This window comes from Desulfobacterales bacterium, from assembly GCA_029211065.1.
GTDB lineage: Bacteria > Desulfobacterota > Desulfobacteria > Desulfobacterales > JARGFK01 > JARGFK01.
Genome location: JARGFK010000015.1, coordinates 19376 through 37748, shown reverse-complemented (window position 1 = coordinate 37748; position 18373 = coordinate 19376). Strand labels below are relative to the sequence as shown.

The 18373-nt window shown below is 45.6% G+C and carries 16 protein-coding genes; 9 read left to right on the top strand and 7 right to left on the bottom strand.

All coding sequences use genetic code 11. From position 1 onward, the window contains the following. Positions 1–2 precede the first annotated feature (2 nt). Positions 3–1340, bottom strand: a complete 1338-nt coding sequence (locus P1P89_05255; GenBank protein MDF1590904.1) for an ATP-binding protein — start codon at positions 1338–1340, stop codon at positions 3–5. A gap of 714 nt (positions 1341–2054) precedes the next feature. Here P1P89_05255 and P1P89_05250 point away from each other — a divergent pair. The 6 genes from P1P89_05250 to pilQ are packed head-to-tail and all read left to right on the top strand — an operon-like array spanning position 2055 to position 8485. After that, on the top strand, positions 2055–2252 hold the full coding sequence (locus P1P89_05250) for a helix-turn-helix transcriptional regulator (GenBank protein ID MDF1590903.1): 198 nt from the start codon (positions 2055–2057) through the stop codon (positions 2250–2252). 8 nt (positions 2253–2260) lie between these two features. After that, positions 2261–3316, top strand: a complete 1056-nt coding sequence (gene pilM, locus P1P89_05245) for a type IV pilus assembly protein PilM (protein ID MDF1590902.1) — start codon at positions 2261–2263, stop codon at positions 3314–3316. After that, positions 3313–3882: a PilN domain-containing protein gene (locus P1P89_05240; protein ID MDF1590901.1), complete on the top strand. Its 570-nt coding sequence runs from the start codon at positions 3313–3315 to the stop codon at positions 3880–3882. Before pilM ends, P1P89_05240 begins: the two co-directional genes overlap by 4 nt. A gap of 12 nt (positions 3883–3894) precedes the next feature. Further along, positions 3895–4527: a type 4a pilus biogenesis protein PilO gene (locus P1P89_05235; protein ID MDF1590900.1), complete on the top strand. Its 633-nt coding sequence runs from the start codon at positions 3895–3897 to the stop codon at positions 4525–4527. 27 nt (positions 4528–4554) lie between these two features. Continuing rightward, positions 4555–5490, top strand: a complete 936-nt coding sequence (locus tag P1P89_05230) for a pilus assembly protein PilP (protein MDF1590899.1) — start codon at positions 4555–4557, stop codon at positions 5488–5490. A 1-nt stretch (position 5491) separates the two neighbouring features. Then, positions 5492–8485, top strand: a complete 2994-nt coding sequence (gene pilQ / locus P1P89_05225) for a type IV pilus secretin PilQ (GenBank protein ID MDF1590898.1) — start codon at positions 5492–5494, stop codon at positions 8483–8485. Between the two features lie 248 nt (positions 8486–8733). On the opposite strand, the gene P1P89_05220 is transcribed toward pilQ, so the two are convergent. From P1P89_05220 to serS, 3 genes are all read right to left on the bottom strand, one after another. Then, on the bottom strand, positions 8734–9438 hold the full coding sequence (locus P1P89_05220) for a tetratricopeptide repeat protein (protein MDF1590897.1): 705 nt from the start codon (positions 9436–9438) through the stop codon (positions 8734–8736). A 131-nt stretch (positions 9439–9569) separates the two neighbouring features. Beyond that, on the bottom strand, positions 9570–11069 hold the full coding sequence (gene thrC / locus P1P89_05215) for a threonine synthase (GenBank protein MDF1590896.1): 1500 nt from the start codon (positions 11067–11069) through the stop codon (positions 9570–9572). Beyond that, positions 11066–12340 carry a serine--tRNA ligase gene (gene serS, locus P1P89_05210; GenBank protein MDF1590895.1) on the bottom strand — a complete coding sequence of 425 codons (1275 nt, stop codon included), beginning with the start codon at positions 12338–12340 and terminating at the stop codon, positions 11066–11068. Before serS ends, thrC begins: the two co-directional genes overlap by 4 nt. 276 nt (positions 12341–12616) lie before the next feature. Between serS and P1P89_05205 the strand changes: the two genes are divergently transcribed. Beyond that, positions 12617–13204, top strand: a complete 588-nt coding sequence (locus tag P1P89_05205; protein ID MDF1590894.1) for a 5-formyltetrahydrofolate cyclo-ligase — start codon at positions 12617–12619, stop codon at positions 13202–13204. 5 nt (positions 13205–13209) lie between these two features. Here P1P89_05205 and P1P89_05200 read toward each other — a convergent pair whose 3' ends face one another. Further along, positions 13210–14214, bottom strand: a complete 1005-nt coding sequence (locus tag P1P89_05200; GenBank protein MDF1590893.1) for a potassium channel protein — start codon at positions 14212–14214, stop codon at positions 13210–13212. 46 nt (positions 14215–14260) lie between these two features. Between P1P89_05200 and P1P89_05195 the strand changes: the two genes are divergently transcribed. Together P1P89_05195 and P1P89_05190 are read left to right on the top strand one after the other, a co-directional pair. Beyond that, positions 14261–14917, top strand: a complete 657-nt coding sequence (locus P1P89_05195; GenBank protein MDF1590892.1) for a protein-L-isoaspartate(D-aspartate) O-methyltransferase — start codon at positions 14261–14263, stop codon at positions 14915–14917. 3 nt (positions 14918–14920) lie between these two features. Then, complete coding sequence (locus tag P1P89_05190; protein ID MDF1590891.1) at positions 14921–15502, top strand: DedA family protein; 582 nt, start codon at positions 14921–14923, stop codon at positions 15500–15502. 25 nt (positions 15503–15527) lie between these two features. Here P1P89_05190 and P1P89_05185 read toward each other — a convergent pair whose 3' ends face one another. Together P1P89_05185 and coaD are read right to left on the bottom strand one after the other, a co-directional pair. After that, complete coding sequence (locus tag P1P89_05185) at positions 15528–17699, bottom strand: vitamin B12-dependent ribonucleotide reductase (protein ID MDF1590890.1); 2172 nt, start codon at positions 17697–17699, stop codon at positions 15528–15530. A gap of 155 nt (positions 17700–17854) precedes the next feature. Beyond that, positions 17855–18343, bottom strand: coding sequence for a pantetheine-phosphate adenylyltransferase (gene coaD / locus P1P89_05180; protein ID MDF1590889.1), 489 nt, complete (start codon positions 18341–18343; stop codon positions 17855–17857). Positions 18344–18373 lie beyond the last annotated feature (30 nt).

Here is an 18373-nt window from a genome sequence, read left to right as displayed (position 1 = left end):
GTTCATCCCTCACGGGTCAGCGGCAGGTTAACAACAACGCGCGTTCCCTTGGGGGTTCTCTGTTCAATGTGGATATTTCCCCCGTGTGATTCGACGATATTTTTCACGATACCCAGGCCGAGTCCCGACCCCGTATCCTTTGTGGTAAAAAAAGGCTCCCAAATTTTTCCAAGAACACTCTCTTTAATCCCCTCGCCCTCATCTTCAAAATTAATATTAACGAACTGTTCATTGACCCCGACACCAATGTGAATATTTCCACCCTGCGGCATTGCCTGCATCGCATTGATCAGAATATTCAAAAACGCCTGGTACATCATGGCGAAGTCCGCCATTATTTCAGGCGAACTGTTTTCATAATGCCGGAGGACCTGATAGCCCTGTTCCTGCATCTGGGATTCAAGGAACTTGATGTTTTTTTCAATGACATCTTCAATCCGGCAGGGAATCAGGTTCGGTTTTTTAGGCTTTGCAAAGCTGATAAAACCGGTAATGATGTCATTGAGCCGATTGGTTTCCTCAACGATAACGTTCGGGATCGTATTGGCGGGATCCAGCACCGTCATTTTTTTCCTGAGCAGTTCGGCGGAACTCCTGATAATACCTAAGGGATTGCGTATTTCATGTGAAATCCCTGCCGTCATTTCTCCCAAAGATGACAACCGCTCGGCCCGGCTTAACTGTTCCTTAAGTTCCAGTCTTTCCTGGGCCCGTTGTTCGCTGATACTTTCACCCCGTTTAACAACAAATAGAAGAACCAGGAATAAAACCCCCATGACAATGGCGTATGTCAGAATGACTATAATTTGGAACTTGAATATTGCCTGATATTCTTCAGACAAATCCTGAACAATCTCAACAACACCCAGAACCGGTCCCGATAATGTCGACATCGGTCGTTCCACACGTAGCGGCGCAAAGGTCACGATTTTGCTCTCCTTGGGTATTCCCAGAAGAATCTCCCAAAAATTTCCCCTTTGAATCAGTCTTGAGGTAGACTGTCCCTCAATCGCATTTTGGTAGCCTGTCCCGCCGATATCTTTTTGACCGATAATACTCTTATTGAAGCTGTAGGACACCGTATTTCCCATATCGTAAATGTTCACCTGGTCGACCTTGAAACTGTGGAGCGTGCTTCGAACAACCTTGTCCATCCGCTTAAACTGCTCCTCTTCGCGAAGCTGTATTTTGCCGTATCGGATCAAGACGGGGATAAGAAATTGCGTAAAAATCTGATGATTCAGGTTTTCAACCAAAACAAGGGCATAGTCCTCACTTTTTTTAAGCTGCAGCATCCTGGCCCAGTGGGTGTTGAGTGCCGACAGAACGACGGTTCCCAAAAAAATTACAATTAGGCTGGTAAAAGTAAAATACTTGACCAACCTAAACGGCTTTATTTTTTCTTCTGTAGTTTGGAGAATCGGCATTGTGATAACTGTAAAATACATTCAAAGCACTTTTTATTTTTTTGCCATAAAGACTATTATGGACTACATTCTAATATTGAAACTCTCCGTCAAAGTCAAGATAAACCTTTATTTTTATTGATAGTATGTTATGTTGAAAGTTAAATTGCCGATGCGAAACACCCTCTTATTACCCTTTCAGCTTCGATTATAATTTCACTGACCAATACCTTTTTTTAGCAAAATTTTCTTTCCCCGACACGTCATCATACTGTTTTTGAACCCAAGATATTAAATAAGGAATAAAGAGAATCGGGGTCACCCTTGGAAAGTTCTCTTTGAAATTATTCCTGCGGGTACCAAAACAGGTTTCAATCAACGCTTTACTTTTTTTGGAATTTTTTTTTATTCTTTTCTCCACAATATCTTGTTGTGGCAATTAATAAAACACAACATAATGTAACTTCATATAAGTTATATATAATTTATATATAAATCTAAATAATTTTTCTTGACAAAACAGGTTCTTCAAACACATAATCTTATCAAAAATAATAAATGCTGTAGTGTTGACTTTTCTTCTGTTCTACTAAGTGCCATGGTTCTGAACTTAAAATTTGCTAATAACAATAACGCTTCAAATCTAAAATGACTAAGAATTCAGTAAAGAAAATTAGAGAATCTTTAATGATGAGCAAGGCTGAACTTTCCAGAAAGGCAAATGTTTCACCTATAACGATTTCACGCATCGAAAAAGGGTTGGATTGCCGGATGGAAACGAAGCGCAAGATCATTCTGGCGTTAGGGTATAAGCTTTCAGACAAAAACAAGATTTTCGGTGATTAAGAGCAGCTATGCTATTTGGAAAAAAATATAACCTGGTTGGCTTAGACATTGGTTCCTGCACTTTCAAAGTCGGTGAAATCGTTGACTCAAAGAAAGGACGCAGCCTGAAAAACTTCTCAATGCTGGATATTCCCCCAGGCGTTATTGAAGAAGGGACCATTCGAGAACCCGATATTGCGGCACAAAAAATTCATGAATTGTTTAAAACTGCCGGGATCAAGGAACAAAACGTCGCCATATCGATAGGCGGATTTTCTATCATCGTCAAAAATATAACCGTCCAAACAATGACAGAAGCAGAACTTCAAGAAACCATCCAGCTTGAAGCAGAACAGTACATCCCGTTTGATATCAGCGATGTCAATTTAGATTTTCAAATTATTGGAGAAAATGAAAACAACCCCAATCAAATGAACGTGATCCTCGTAGCGGCAAAAAAAGAAATGGTCGAAGATTATCTGAATGTTGTTCAACTGGCCGGATTAAACCCCCTCATACTTGATGTTGATGCCTTTGCCCTGCAAAATATATTTGAACTGAACTATGAAGGTGAAGAAGAAAGTATTGCCTTAATTGATATTGGCGCCAGTAAAACTTCACTGAATATTCTGAAGGGATCTTTTTCCGTTTTTATGCGCGATGTCTCCTTGGGGTGCAGCCAAATCAATCAGAAAATCATGTCTCTCGCTAATTGTTCGGCAGAAGACGCCGAAGACATCAAATTTAATGAAAAAACAGATAAGATATCCAAAGATGACCTGTCTGAAATTACTTCGGCCGTTGTAAGCGATTGGTGTGCCGAAATTAGAAGGGCTTTAGACTTTTTTTACTCGACCTATCCGGATGAACAGATTAAACGGGTTATTCTCAGCGGAGGCGGCGCCAACATTAAAGAATTTCAAGAACTGCTGGCCGTTGAAACTTCTACTGAAGTTGAAACGATTGACCCATTTAAAAACTTAATTATTGATAATAAGAAGTTGGATGCATCATATCTTGAACAAATTGCCCCCCAGGCTGCTATCTGCATGGGCCTGGCAATCAGAAGAGCTGATGACAAATGATACGAATTAACCTATTGCCATTTCGGGCCGCACGCAAGAAAGAAAACATCCGTCGCCAGTTGTCCATTTTTGTTTTGATGTTTGCTTTTACGGCCGTGACCTTAGTCTACTATAATGGGACCTTAAACGACAAACTCACAACTCTCGAAACCGAAATTGAAGCAAAAAAAAGGGAGCTGGCAACTTACAAAAAAGACATACAAGAAATACAGCAAATCAAAAAGCGTCTGGAAGATCTCCAAAACAAGACGCGAATCATCAACCAGTTAAACGTAAACCGGGAAGTGCCGTTAAGTTTTCTTGACTCCATTAACGAGTTGATCATTGAAAAACGGATGTGGCTTACCAACCTTCGTTTGACCGGTCGCAGTGTCAGCATAAAAGGGATTGCCCTGGACAACAAGACCGTTGCCGATTTTATGACCCGGCTGGAAAAATCAAAATTATATACGAATATAAATTTACAAACCGTGAACCAGCAAACCATTTTAAAATATAATCTTAAGAGTTTTGATATCAGTTGTCAAAAGGCAGCTCCCCAACAGACAACGGCTGCAAAAAAGTAAGGCCAAAAAATAATGAAAAATATCAGCCTCCCCACAATATCAATGGAACCCTTCTTCGAGAAGGTTGAAAAAATCAGCAAAATCCAGAGAATCCTGATTTATGTGGGGTCCTTTGTGCTTCTCATCGGCCCAATTGTATATTTTTCATATTTGCCCAAATTACAAAAAATTGACCAATTGACCAAGGAATCCGCGTCCCTCGACGCCCAACTCGTTTCAACACGGCGTCAGGCCGCTCAGTTACAAGCCTGGCGTGACAAGGAAAAGCAGGCGGCGGCGAGCTTCAACATTGCCAAAAGAGCTTTGCCCCAAACCAAAGAAATTCCCTCGCTGCTGGCCAGCATTTCAGAATCAGGACAGGCGGCCGGGCTTGAATTTTTACTTTTTAAACCGCAAAATGAAATTCCGAAGGAATTTTATGCAGAAATACCCGTCTCTATAAATGTTACGGGTAGATATCATGACCTTGCGGCCTTTTTTGATAGGGTTTCAATGTTGCCGCGACTTGTCAATGTCGATAATATTCAGCTAACAGCCCCTGCAAAGGCAGACAAACTGAATATAACTTGCACGGCCATTACTTACAGATTCATCGAGGCAAAGCCAAAAGCAGCTCCCCCCAAAAAGAGAGGAGCAAAAAAATAATATTCAGGAAAAAATTATGTTATCGCTATGTATAAATCTATTCTAATTACTACTAAAATTGCCTGTTTATTCTTTTTTGCGGTATTTATTTTTGGTTGTGACAACCAAACCGAACCGCCCCAGGCGCCAAAGGTAATTACTCAAAAAATTGCGGTTGGCACCCCTACACAGATAGCGCCTCAAAAACCGCCTACACAACCACCGCCTGCTCCCCAACAGCAGCCGGGACCGGCCCAAAAAACACCCCCTTCGGCGAAACCGGAGACTCTCTCAAAAACAATTCAACCGGTCCCAGTAGCGGAAAAGCCACTATCGGTGCCAGGGAAAACGATTGCAGCGGCCCAACCAGTCCCTGCTTCAGTTCCGAAAAAAGCAGAACAAACAGCCGCCGTTTATGAAGAAACGGCGAAAAAAGGAGTGCCACCACCTCCCCCCCAAGACCAAAAAGCTGATAAGGCTGCGGACAAATCCGAGCCCGACACTATAGCGGGAGCTCCAAAATCCGCAGAAACTAGCGGCCAAGATGTTGATGCCCCGGCTGCTGAAACCGATCTTGAAAAACTGGCAGCAGATGCAGTCGGAAGCTATAGCCCGGCAGGAAAGGTTGATCCCTTTCTGCCTCTATTCGAAGAAAAACCGGTTGTTCCGGAAGACGCTGGAGATGCTGAAAAGCAAAAGAAAAAACGTCGGATGCCATTAACACCGTTAGAGCGGGTAGACCTGAGCCAGTTGAAGCTCGTCGGCATCATCCAGGCCCCAAGTGGAAATAAGGCGCTGGTTGAAGAGGCTTCCGGCAAGGGATACATTATTAAAAAGGGAGCTTTTATCGGAATTCATGCAGGTCGTGTTTTAGAAATACAAAAAGATCAAGTTGTTGTAGAAGAAGAGGTTGAAAATGTTTTAGGTCAGTTTACGCTGGAGAAAAAAGAACTAAAACTACAAAAACCTCCCGGAGAATTTTAATATGAAATACAAAAAAATGGAATTGTCAAAAATCTGCGCCGTTGCAATCTTTCTTATGGCTTTGATGTTAGGTTTCACCGGCTGTGCCTCCACATCCATGAGTCCCCAGGCCGAAACTTCGCCGGCCGCAGATGCGGTAAAACTGATTACCAATATAACAACGGGGGAAGATTCCGGGTTTTTTTATGTGACGGTCGAGTCAAACCAGCCCCTGACTTATACCTCCGTCAAACAGGTATCGCCATTGGGGGTTATTTTCTATTTTCCTGAAACCGCCCTTGACGCCATTCAGACTGATTATACCGTTAAAAACGGTATGGTCGAGGGTATTAAAGCATCCGTGCTGACGGAAAAGGGCAGCGCCTCTCGTATTCAAATTCAATTAAAAAAGGATGTGACTTATTCAGTTGTCCGCGCAGGGGACGGGATAAAAATCGCTTTTACAAAACCGGCTATGGTTGCCATGCTTGAAAAGAAAGAAACTGGCAAACAAGATAACATCCAGATTCAGCAAAAAAAAGAAGCGGAAGAGGAGGAAGAACAAAAGGCGATAGATTTAACCGGCTTGCCCCCAGCGTCACAACTGGAATCAATCTATACCGTTCAATCCGATAAAAGCATAAAAATTAAAATAATGGCGGACGGCGTCATCAAAAATTATAAATCCTTTACCATTGCCAGTCCGGCCCGAATCGTTTTTGATATATTCAAACTGCAGCATGCCCAGCAGCAAAAAAAGGAACTGCTGATTCCCGTCAATACCGAATGGGTAAAGAGTGTCCGCTATTTCAGCTATCCGGACAAGCTCCGCCTTGTTATCGATACTTCAAAACCCTATCTAACCTCATTTTCAGCTGCGCCGGCAGAAAACGGCCTTATGATTCAAGTGGGTTCCGATGTGATGATGGCGGCGGCAACTAATAAAGAAAAATCTGAGGCAGCCCCTCTCCAGGCAAACCCGGCATCTTCGGCTGCTGAAAAGAAAACCGGCGAACCGGCCAAGGCAGCATCCATAACGGTTACTGATATACCTCCCCAGCCTACTGGTGCTGAACCGGCCAAAGAAACACCCATAACGGTTGCGGCGGCAGCCCCCCAGCCTGTCAAAGTTGAACCCCCGGCCACTGCAAATAAAACCGACGAGCCCGCCAAGGCAACTTCCATTACGGCAGCTGAGCCTGCTCCCCTGCCGGCGGCTAAAAAAAATCCGGGCCAGCCCTCTTCACCTGCCTGGGTAAATCGTATTGATTTCTCCAGCGAACCGGCCGGAAAATCAACGCTGATTATTGGTACTACCCGACCGATTCAATATGACATTAAAAAAGAAACCGATAAAAGAATCCAGCTTAAGCTTTTTGACACCAATCTTCCCGATTATCGAAAGCGACCATTGATTACCACCCGTTTTCAAAGTGCCGTCGATCGAATATTACCCTTTGATGCGCCGGCCTTAAAAAACACTTCATTGTTTGCAATTGAACTCCGGGAGACAGTCCCCTATGCTGTTGAGCAGACCGACAACCTGCTCCTGGTGCATTTCGAAGCGTCTACGGTTCCGCCCAGGCCGCTTGATGAAACCAAGTTGCCTGACTGGCAAGCGGTAATGACCCAGACGACACTGGCAGCGGCTGAACCTGAAAAGCCGACCGGGCAGCAGCCGGCCGCCACCCCCGCCATGGCGGCGCCTAAAGAGTCCGCAGTGATAGTTGAAGAGCCCCTTAGCGGTACTACCAAAGAGTATACCGGTGAAAAAATCGCCCTGGATTTTTACGATACGGACATTAAAAACGTATTTCGTATCCTCAGGGAAGTCAGCCGTAAAAACTTTGCCATCGACAAGGGAGTTGCGGGAAAAGTCACTTTGACGTTGGAACAACCGGTCCCATGGGACCAGGTGCTGGATTTAATCTTGAAAATGAACGGGCTCGGCATGACATACGAAGGCGATATCATTCGGATTGCCAAGCTGGAAACCATAGAAAAAGAACAAACGGCTCTGCAGCAAAAAATGGCGGCCGAACGAAAAGCCAAGCGTGAAGAGCTGAAAGTGGAAAAAGAATTAGAGCCGCTGGTTACCGAATACATTTCGGTGAACTATGCCAACGCAACATCCGAAATTCTACCTAAAGTGAAACCGATTATCACAAAAGACCGCGGTTCAATCAGCGTCGATGACCGCAACAACCAGCTTATCGTTAACGATGTGGCCGGCATCATCGACCGGATCAGGGATATCGTTAAAAAAATCGACCGGGTCACACCGCAGGTCCTGATCGAGGCCAGAATCGTTGAAGCAACCAATACCTTTACCCGGGCGATCGGCACCCAGTGGGGCGTGACCGGTGAAGGCAATGAAGACTTGACAAATTCTCTCGGCGGACAATCCCCCGGCGGACTCAGATATGATATGTCAGCCACCAATCCGCCTACCTCAAGCCTTGGAACACTCGGCATTAATTTCACCCGATTGCTGGGCACACCGTTTTCGTTGGTCAACGCCCGCATATCGGCGTCTGAAACCGAAGGCGATCTGAACATTATTTCAGCGCCCAAAATTTTGACCCTGAACAACAAAAAGGCGACCATCAAACAGGGGGTTAAATATCCCTATAACAAGCTGGTGGATGGCGAAACCACCACTGAGTTCATTAATGTTGACCTGCTGCTGGAAGTTGAACCGCTGGTAACCCCTGATCAGCGCATCGCCATGAAATTGAGAGTGACCAACAACGAACTGGGCACCATCGTCAATAATCAGCAGTCATTTACCACAAAAGAAGCTGAAACGGAGCTGCTGGTGAATGACGGCGAGACGATCGTAATCGGCGGCATTCGAAAGACCACCAAAAGAAATGATGTTTCCGGTGTTCCGGTCATGAAGGATATCCCGGTCCTTGGCTGGTTGTTTAAGTCCAAAGGAATCACCGACAACAAGGAAGAGTTGCTGATATTTATTACACCCCAGATAGTTCAATTGGAACAACGTGGCGGCTGATCCATTCTATTATTAACTTATCCTGCCGGGTGTACTGTGAGTTGTGCACCCGGCTATTTTTTTTCTACCCCTCCTTATTTCATCGTCAAGGGGATGCGATCCATCGCTCCCATGAGAATCAATCTTCTTGAAATTCGCACCGCGCCTATTGATGATTGAAGAACCCTGTAGTCCCGCTGTAGCGGGATTCGACCGTAAGGACTCTTAATCTGTTTTTTATATGTGCTCGCTAATACGGTTCACTTACCTTATTTCAAATTAGCGTTTCGCTTAATTTCTTCAGCGGCCTTGGCGGCTTCCCGGGCCAGGGATCGATCGGGTATGAGTTCTATCACTTTATTGTATGCTTTAACAGCTTTTGGATACTCTTTGGCAAGTGTATATGCCCGGCCCAGGTCAAAGTGAAGCTCGCCAATTCGGGGAGCAAACTGAACCGTTTTTTCCAAGATGGCAATCGCCTCCCGGCTTCGCCCCGTCGCCATATAGTTTAGGCCAAGCCCGTGAAGCGTCTTGATATAAACCGCATCCTTGTTCAGTCCGTCGTCGAATAAGGCGAGGGCCCTATTATAATACTTTTCAGATTGGGCATAGTCTTTCTTGTGGTAATAGGCCAGTCCCATATTCACCAAAGGATTTTGGGGGGTGGTGTACAGCAGATTTTCGATGAGATCTTTAAAACAGTCAATGGCCTCTTCCCATTGCTCATTTTTCATATAAGCCACGCCTAGGTTGTTTTTGGCAGCGGAATAATCGGATTTTAACGCCAGCGCCCTTTTAAAGTGTTGAATGGCCTGGCCCGGTTTTTCCTTTTCCATGTAGACAAACCCCAGGTCATTCTGCAGAAAGGGATCATCGGCATAAAGCTTTTCGGCTTCAAGAAGCTCCCTGAGCGCTTCGGTGTAATTTTTCTGACCGATATAGGCGCCTGCTATATTTCGCTTATCCTCCGCCATCCGCTTTTGCATCTTCAGATCGGCGGCACAGGCAGTTATAAGAAATACTAATAGTAAAAAACTACAGTAACCCCTTTTCATCTTTTTTACCTCGTCATTGAAAGTCAGTTGGCATCACTATTATATTTTCTTTATAACTTTTTTAGATCCAGTATCTTTGCAATTTCATCGCTCTCGCGTTCAACAAACCGTTTAAGGGCTTCCCCTTGCAGTGGTTTGCCGGGAGCCGGTAGTTCTATATCCCTTGGACAAATCAATTGGGGCGCGTTGGCGAACGCTTTTTGGGGTTCGATTTCGTATTCACCCGGAAATGAATTGTCAAAATACATCTCTTGAAAAACTGAAAATTTAAGCGCATGCGCAGTCGAATCCAGGACGGCTATATCATCTTTTTCTAAAATCCCCCGCTGTTTCGCATCCAAAAGTCCGGCCAACGATTCGCCCCCATGGGTACAGGCAATATGGCCATTCCGATTGGCTTGAAGCTGCCAGTCCATGATGGCCTGCTCCGCTACTTCAACCATGAAAACTTTCTGCATACCGACCGCTGCATTGTAACGGTCGACCAAATGGATGACCCGCGGCATGGATACCGGATTTCCGATCATGGCGGCCTGGGCCACACTGGGTTTAACGTTCATGGGTCTAAATTTACGCTTGCCGGCATCCGGCTCCTGGTAATACTGAAAAACCGGGTTGGCATGGATTGACTGCACGCCGATAATTTTTGGCAGGGTTTGAATGATGCCGGCCCTGAAAAATTTTAAAAACCCGTTCATCACTGCCGTTATATTGCCTGCATTTCCAATGGGAACCACCACCACTTTATGTGTCAGATCATACTCAAAATATTGCGCTATTTCATACGCATACGACTCCTGCCCCAGTATTCGCCAGGCATTTTTCGAATTCAGCAGGGCGACATTGTATTTTTCCGATAAATCCTCGACAATTTTCATACAATCATCAAACACCCCCGGGATTTCAAATACCGCTGCGCCGCTGCCGAGCGGTTGAGAGAGCTGCTGGGGGGTAACCTTTTTATGGGGAAGCAATACCGCCGATTTAACGTGGGGCTTCAGATAGGATGCATATAAGGCTGCAGCGGCAGAAGTATCTCCGGTGGAAGCACAAACTGCCAGCACCTCCGAAAGAGACCCACTTTGGACCATATGGTTGATATAACTAAAAGCACTTGCCATCCCCCGATCTTTAAAGGAAGCGCTGGGATTCTGGCCATCATTCTTAAAATAAAACCTGAGACCGACCTTGTCTTCCAAACCCGAATTGGCCTCGACCATCGGCGTATGCCCCTCTCCCAAATATATAATCGCATCCAGAGGCATGACCGGTCCGATAAATTCATAGAAAAGAAAAATACCCTTCAATGCAAGGACATTCAGCATTTTACGATAATCAAAAATCTGATGCCATTTATCGGCTGGAATTTCTGCCAACCGACCGAACCCCGCATCTTCAATTAATAATACCTGTCCGCACGCCGGACAGGTGTATAATAACCGGTTGATATCATATTCAGCCTCACAACCCAGGCAGCGGTAGATCAGTCGACCTCCCTGTTTCGGTATGATGTGGGGGCGAATTTCTTCGGGAATCTTTTCAAGCTTCACGGTCTGATAACGTCCTTTCCGTTCATATAGGACCGAAGCGCTTTGGGTATGACAACAGAGCCGTCCGCCTGCTGATTGTTTTCAAGTATGGCAGCGACCGTTCGCCCGACCGCCAGCCCGGACCCATTCAAGGTATGTACAAACTCGGTCCCCTTTTTACCACTGCGCTTTAATTTGATATTTCCGCGCCTGGCCTGAAAATCTTCAAAATTGCTGCAGGACGATATCTCGCGGTAAACATTCTGGGACGGCATCCAAACCTCTAAATCATAAGTTTTTGCGGCCGAAAACCCCAAATCTCCCGTACACAGACAAATCACTTGGTAGGGAAGTTCAAGACGGGACAAAATGGTTTCAGCGTTTTGCAGCAGCTTCTCAAGTTCGTCATACGATGATTCCGGTGTTGTGAATTTTACCAGTTCAACCTTATTAAACTGATGCTGACGAATCAGTCCCCGGGTATCCTTGCCGTATGAGCCCGCTTCGGAACGAAAACAAGGCGTATAGGCACAGTACAATACCGGCAATCGATCTTCATCCAGAATTTCCCCTTGATGGATATTCGTTACCGGCACTTCTGCTGTAGGTATCATATAATAGTCCCAACCTTCCAGCTTAAAAAGGTCTTGTTCGAATTTAGGCAACTGCCCCGTATGCATCATACTTTCACGGTTGACGATGAAAGGCGGCAAAACCTCCAGATAACCATGCGCGTCGGTATGAATATCAAGCATAAAATTAATCAGGGCGCGTTCCAACTTGGCGCCGGCGCCGAAATAGAGCGGAAAACGTGCCCCGGTAATTTTCGAAGCCCTTTCAAAGTCAAGGATTTTCAAGCTTTCCCCCAAATCATAATGGGGCTTGGGGTCAAACCCAAAGACCGGCGGGGTGCCTACTTTTTTCACGACAGGATTGGCGCTGCTGTCTTTTCCAACAGGAACCGTTTCGTGGGGCAAGTTGGGAAGCCCCAGAAGTATGTGATTAATTTCCTCATCATATTCAGACAAAAGCGTGTCGAGTTCCTTGATTCGGGCAGAAACTTCCCGCATCTCGCCGACAAGGTCGGTTGAATCTTCTTTCTTTTTTTTCATTTCAGCAATCTGGTCCGATACCACATTGCGTCGATGACGAAGCCCTTCAACGTCGAGCAGGACCGATCGCCGTTTGGATTCAACGCCCTGAAATATTTCTAAATCTGAAACAACACCCCTGTTTAGAAGTGCTTCCTGGACCTGGACAATATTTTGTCTGACGAACTTGATCTCCAACATAATTATTCCCAATATTTATAGATGGTTATATTGACTTTCACCCCGGCTGCAATCATCTTATGGGCTATTAGATTTTCAAAAAGAAGGGAAAAAACAAAACCTGAAAGCGCCTGTAGTTCTAACGAAAACTTCAGATAAAACGATAAAATTTTTATCATGAGGTGGTTATTTAGTCAATGATTATTGTAAGTTGACTTTATTCGACGTTTCTGTATATTAAAGGATCAAGTAATTCGCTTCACAGCACATAGACACCCCCTGACCAGGAGACGAAGCATGGAAGGAATTCAAGAGAAAAAACTTGAAATAAGAAATGAGACCGGCAAACGCCTGGATGCTCTCTCTGATGGCGACCGTCTAAAAAAAAATAAGATTATCACGGAGCGTCTTTTTGATTTCGCTAATTTTCTGGAAGCAAAAATTTCGTTGCTTTATATGGATTTGGGCTACGAAGTCAAAACCCGTGAAATTATAAAAAAATGTTTCAACTACAACAAGGTTGTTGTGTTGCCCACGTTTGCCGAAGATAATTATAGAATGAAATTAATGAAAATCGACAACTTTGATTCCAGCCTCCGTCCCGGCCCCCGGGGGGTTTTGGAACCAAACCCGGCAAGATGCAAGCTGGTTCCGATTGAACAAATTGATATCGCCATAATTCCCGGAATTGCATTCGACGAAAAAGGCGGCCGAATTGGATCCGGCAAAGGGTACTATGACAGATTGATTCCCGACCTGGCGATTACCACCCGTAAGGTGGCCCTGGCTTTTGAGGAACAGCTCACCCTGCAAGTCCCAATGGAATCGCATGATAAACATGTGGATATTATCATCACCGACGAAAGAATTATTTATAAAATATAGAAAAATCATTCGTCGCTGTTTAAGATCTTCTCGAGTTTTTGCAGGTTATTTTCCTCCCCGACCGCAATAACCGTATCCCCGCCACAAATAACCGTTTCAAAGGATGGGTTAAAGAGCATGCTCCCATCTCTCTTTTTTATCGCAATGATAATCAGGTTAAATTGTTGGCGGATACCTGAATCTTTCAAGGCAATATTTGCCAGTTTAGACGAAACGCTGATGGGGATCTCTTCCATTTGGATATCTTTATTTTTGTATGTAAAAGCCAGGTCTAAAAAACTGGTAACAGTTGGCCGAATAATTCGCTGGGCCATATTGACCGCACCCATTTCATAAGGTGATTCCACTTTATCCGCTCCGGCCGCTTTTAGCTTGGATTTGGATTTGCTGTAGGTTGCCCGGGCCATTATAAAAATATCCGGATTTAATTGCCTGGCTGTCAGGACCAGAAACACATTTTCTGCGTCTGTGCCCAAAACGGCAATCAGCCCTTTTGCCCGTTTGATCCCGGCTTTAAGCAGTATGGCTTCATCCGTCGCATCTCCCGACACATAGACAAAACCGTCTTCCATCAGCTCTGTCTCAAGATCCGGTTTGTTGTCAATCACCACCAGGTCAATCGGGTTGGTCAGCAAACTTTTACAAAGCACCATGCCGATACGCCCATATCCGCATACGATGTAATGATTTTTTAATTTGTCGATTTTTTTATCCAACCTTCTCCTCCCCAATATGGTCCGAATGCGTCCCTCAACCATAAACTGTACCACAGCCCCGATGACATACAGAAAAAAACCCACCCCAACAATGATCAGCACCATTGTATAGACCTGGCCGATTCTACTCACTTTGTGGACTTCGCCGTATCCCACTGTTGCAAGGGTCGTGACCGTCATATAGGCGGAATCTAAAAAGTCCCACCCTTCAAACAGCATGTAACCGACGGTTCCCATGATGACGACCAATGCCGCCATCAATACAGACAATATGATATGACGAGTGCTGTCCATTCTAATATCTTGACCTAACCCTTCAGTTTTGATAGAAATTTTTATTATGCAGAGAGTTGCTGTCAAATACAAACGGTTGCGCGACGAGATGGTTCAAAATCAAATCGAAGCCCGCGGTATTAACGATCCTCGGGTTTTGGCCGCCTTTCGTAAAATTCCCCGGCATTTATTTGTCAGCGAAGCCTTAATGGACCAATCCTATGGCGATTTTCCGCTGCCGATCGGTGAACAGCAGACCATCTCCCAACCATTCATTGTGGCCGAAATGACCCAAGCGTTGGCACTTCACAAAGATGATCGGGTACTTGAAATCGGGACCGGTTCGGGCTACCAGGCCGCCATTCTTGCCGAGATCGTTTTTCGTGTTTATACGATAGAAAGAATATACCCCTTGTATGTGAAAACACGCAAGCTTTTTGACAAACTTCAGTATCACAATATCGTTACCAAATATTCCGACGGTACAACCGGCTGGCCTGACGAAAGTCCTTTTGATGCAATCATCGTTACGGCCGGCGCACCACGTATTCCGGAAACCTTGATTAAGCAACTCGCCATCGGCGGTCGGATGGTAATTCCGGTTGGCAACCAGTCCTCTCAAGACCTTATGAAAGTGTCTAAAACTACCAGCGGTATTCAGACGACCAGCCTGGGAGGCTGTCGGTTTGTTAAACTTATGGGCGAACACGGCTGGAGAACGTAATTCATGTTGCGTCGACTCTATGACTGGGTCCTGCATTGGGCCGATACCCCATACGGTACATGGGCCCTATTTCTGCTTGCTTTTTGTGAATCCTCTTTTTTTCCTATCCCGCCGGATATTTTATTAATCGCCTTGGCAGTGGCCGCCCCTAAAAAATCATTCAAGTATGCGCTGGTCTGTTCGATTGGGTCTGTCCTGGGTGGATGTTTCGGCTACTTGATCGGGTGGCGGTTTATGGAGACAATCGGAAACAAAATTATTTTGTTCTATGACTTTGGAGATAAATTTAATTATATCAGACAATTATATCAGTCATATGATGCCTGGGCGGTGGGCGTTGCCGGTTTTACCCCGATACCATACAAGGTGTTTACGATTTCGGCCGGGGCCTTCCGCATCAATTTCCCGGTCTTCCTATTTGCCTCTGTGGTTTCGAGGTCCGCTCGCTTCTTTTTGGTCGGCGGATTGATCTACCGATTTGGGCCCAAGATTCAAGCTTTTATCGAAAAATATTTCAATATTCTGGCAATTGTCTTTACCGTCTTGCTGATTGCCGGGTTTGTTGCAATAAAATATCTCTTGTAGCGTGAAGCCGCTTTTGAAATGGCTTCTAACTGCATTTGGAAAACCCGCACGCATGGCAGACCATACACCCCTCCTCATGAACCATGACGCTGCTGCATTCCGGGCATACGCCCATCATGACATCACTGTTTTCGGAAATATCTACCCCGGTTATATTTTTGAGGACCTGCGCCATGGCATCCGGGCAAGACAGAACGATCTTGCCGTTTTGCCAGGAAGGCGAAGGGCAGCGGATACCGATAAGCTGTTTGACAATTGCATCCGCTTTCACACCGGACCGTAACGCCAGGGATACCAATCGTCCGGCAGCTTCAATTTGCGAAGAGGCACACCCGCCGGTTTTTCCCATCTGTGCAAAGACTTCACAGATGCCGGCATCATCGGAATTTACCGTAACATAGAGCTTTCCGCATCCGGTCCGAATACGTTCGGTACTCCCGGTGGTGCGCTCAGGCCTGGCGCGCGGCGCAATTTTACTGGCTTCATGGAGAACTGCCCCCACATTCAACACCTGCTGTCCACGGCTTCCATCCCTGTATATGGTTACCCCCTTGCAGCCGGCCTTGTATGCTGAAAGATAAACCTGAGCAACATCTTCACGGGTGGCGCTTGCAGCACAATTTACCGTTTTTGAAACCGCATTATCGGTGTATTTCTGAAAAGCCGCCTGAATTTTGATATGCCACTCGGGAGAAATGTCGTGGGATGTTTTAAAAATTTTCTGAATATGGCTTGGAACAGCGTCAACGCCTTGCACCGAACCGGTCTTTGAAATTTCAGCGGCCAGTTCCTTGCTGTAAAATCCGTGTTTTTTCGCAGCCTGAATAAAAAGCGCGTGCATCTCCGGTAGCAATTCACCGTCCAGAACTCGCCGGACATGTGCCACGGCAAAAATCGGTTCGATGCCGCTGGAAGCCCCGGCGATAATGCTGATGGTTCCGGTTGGGGCAATCGTCGTCGTTGTGGCGTTTCGCATAAAAGGCGTTTCGGGGGCATCAAAGACGCTGCCCTTATAAAAGGGAAAATTCCCGAACATTTTAGCGCGGATAGCCGAGGCATTCCTGGCCTCTTTTAAAATAATTGACATCACCCGCTCTGCCTGGAGAACCGCCTCATCAGAATCATAGGGGATCCCCAGTTTTATCAACATGTCGGCAAATCCCATCACACCGAGTCCGATTTTACGGTTGCTTTTACTCATTTTTTCGATACGCTCAAGGGGATATCTATTTAATTCGATGACGTTATCCAGAAAATGTACAGCCGCCTGGACTGTTTGGGTCAATCGGTTTACACTCAAATCCTTTTTCACTACCATCTGAGAAAGATTGATGGATCCCAGGGTACAGGACTCATACGGCAACAAGGGCTGTTCGCCGCACGGGTTGGTTGCTTCAATGGCCCCGATGTGCGGCGTCGGATTGCTTTCATTCATTCGATCAATAAAAATAACACCGGGTTCACCCGACTGCCAGGCGGAATCAACAATCTTGTCGAAAACATCCTTGGCTGAAAGAAGCCGGGCCGTTTTTCCGTTTCTGGGGTTGATTAATTCGAAGTCCTTGCCCCCGTTCAGGGCATCCATAAATTTGTTTGTGAGGGCCACCGAAATGTTAAAATTATTCAGCCGCCCGAGGTCGTTTTTGAATTTAATAAAAGCTTCGATATCCGGGTGATCCACCCTCAGAACCCCCATGTTGGCACCGCGTCGGGTTCCCCCCTGCTTTACGGTCTCTGTGGCAATGTCAAAAACGGACATAAATGAAATCGGCCCGCTGGAAACCCCTGCCGTTGTAGAAACCACATCCCGTTCCGGCCGGATATTAGAAAAAGAAAAGCCGGTTCCACCGCCGCTTTTATGAATCATTGCGGTGTGCTTCAATGTTTCAAAAATGCTCTCCATGGAATCTTCGATGGGTAGGACAAAACAGGCCGCCAGCTGCCCCAGGCTTCGCCCGGCATTCATCAGCGTGGGTGAATTCGGCAAAAACCACATCCGGCTTAACATGTTCAGAAATTTTTCTTCTGTTTTTTTTACATCGGCGGAGGGGTCAAGAATTGCATCCGCAGCGGCAATACTCCCGGCAACCCGGGTGAACAATTCCTCAGGGGTCTCGACAATGTTCCCTTCGGCATCTTTTTTTAAGTACCGTTTTTCCAGTACTATGTTAGCATTTTTTGATATGGATACAGCCATGGTTTATTTCTTTTCGTTCTTCCTGTTGTGGTCATTGGATTAATTAGCCGACGTCCAGCCGGCCCGATCTTGTGATCGTTTGGCCCCCATTTTCACAGTAATACTTTCGGATATGTTCGATAAAGGCATTTCCTAAAGGTGATAAACTGCGATATTTATGAAGCTTTCTCGAATTTTTCCTTTAGTCTTTTATTCACCTCGGCCGGGACCATGCCGTTTATGTTACCGCCGAATTGCGCTGCCTCCTTTATGATCGAAGAGCTTGTAAAAATCCAGCGCATCCCGGTCATCAAAAAAACCGTCTGAACTTCCCGGTTTAACCGGCGATTCATCAATGCCAACTGAAACTCATACTCAAAATCCGACACGGCCCGAAGCCCGCGCAGAATGGCTTGGGCATTTCTCCTGGCGGCATAATCCACCAGGAGACCGCCAAATGAGTCTATTTCTATGGCTGGATTATTTTTTAGACATATCGTAAGCAATTCGACCCGCTCTTCAACGGTAAAAAGTGATTTCTTGGCGGGATTGTGAAGGATAGCCACTATAATTTTATCAAAAAGCTTGAGCCCCCTCTCAACGATATCGATATGACCGTTTGTTACCGGGTCAAAGGATCCGGGATATATCGCAACTCTTTGCATCGATTTTAAGTCCTCTATCCTGTAAAGGGT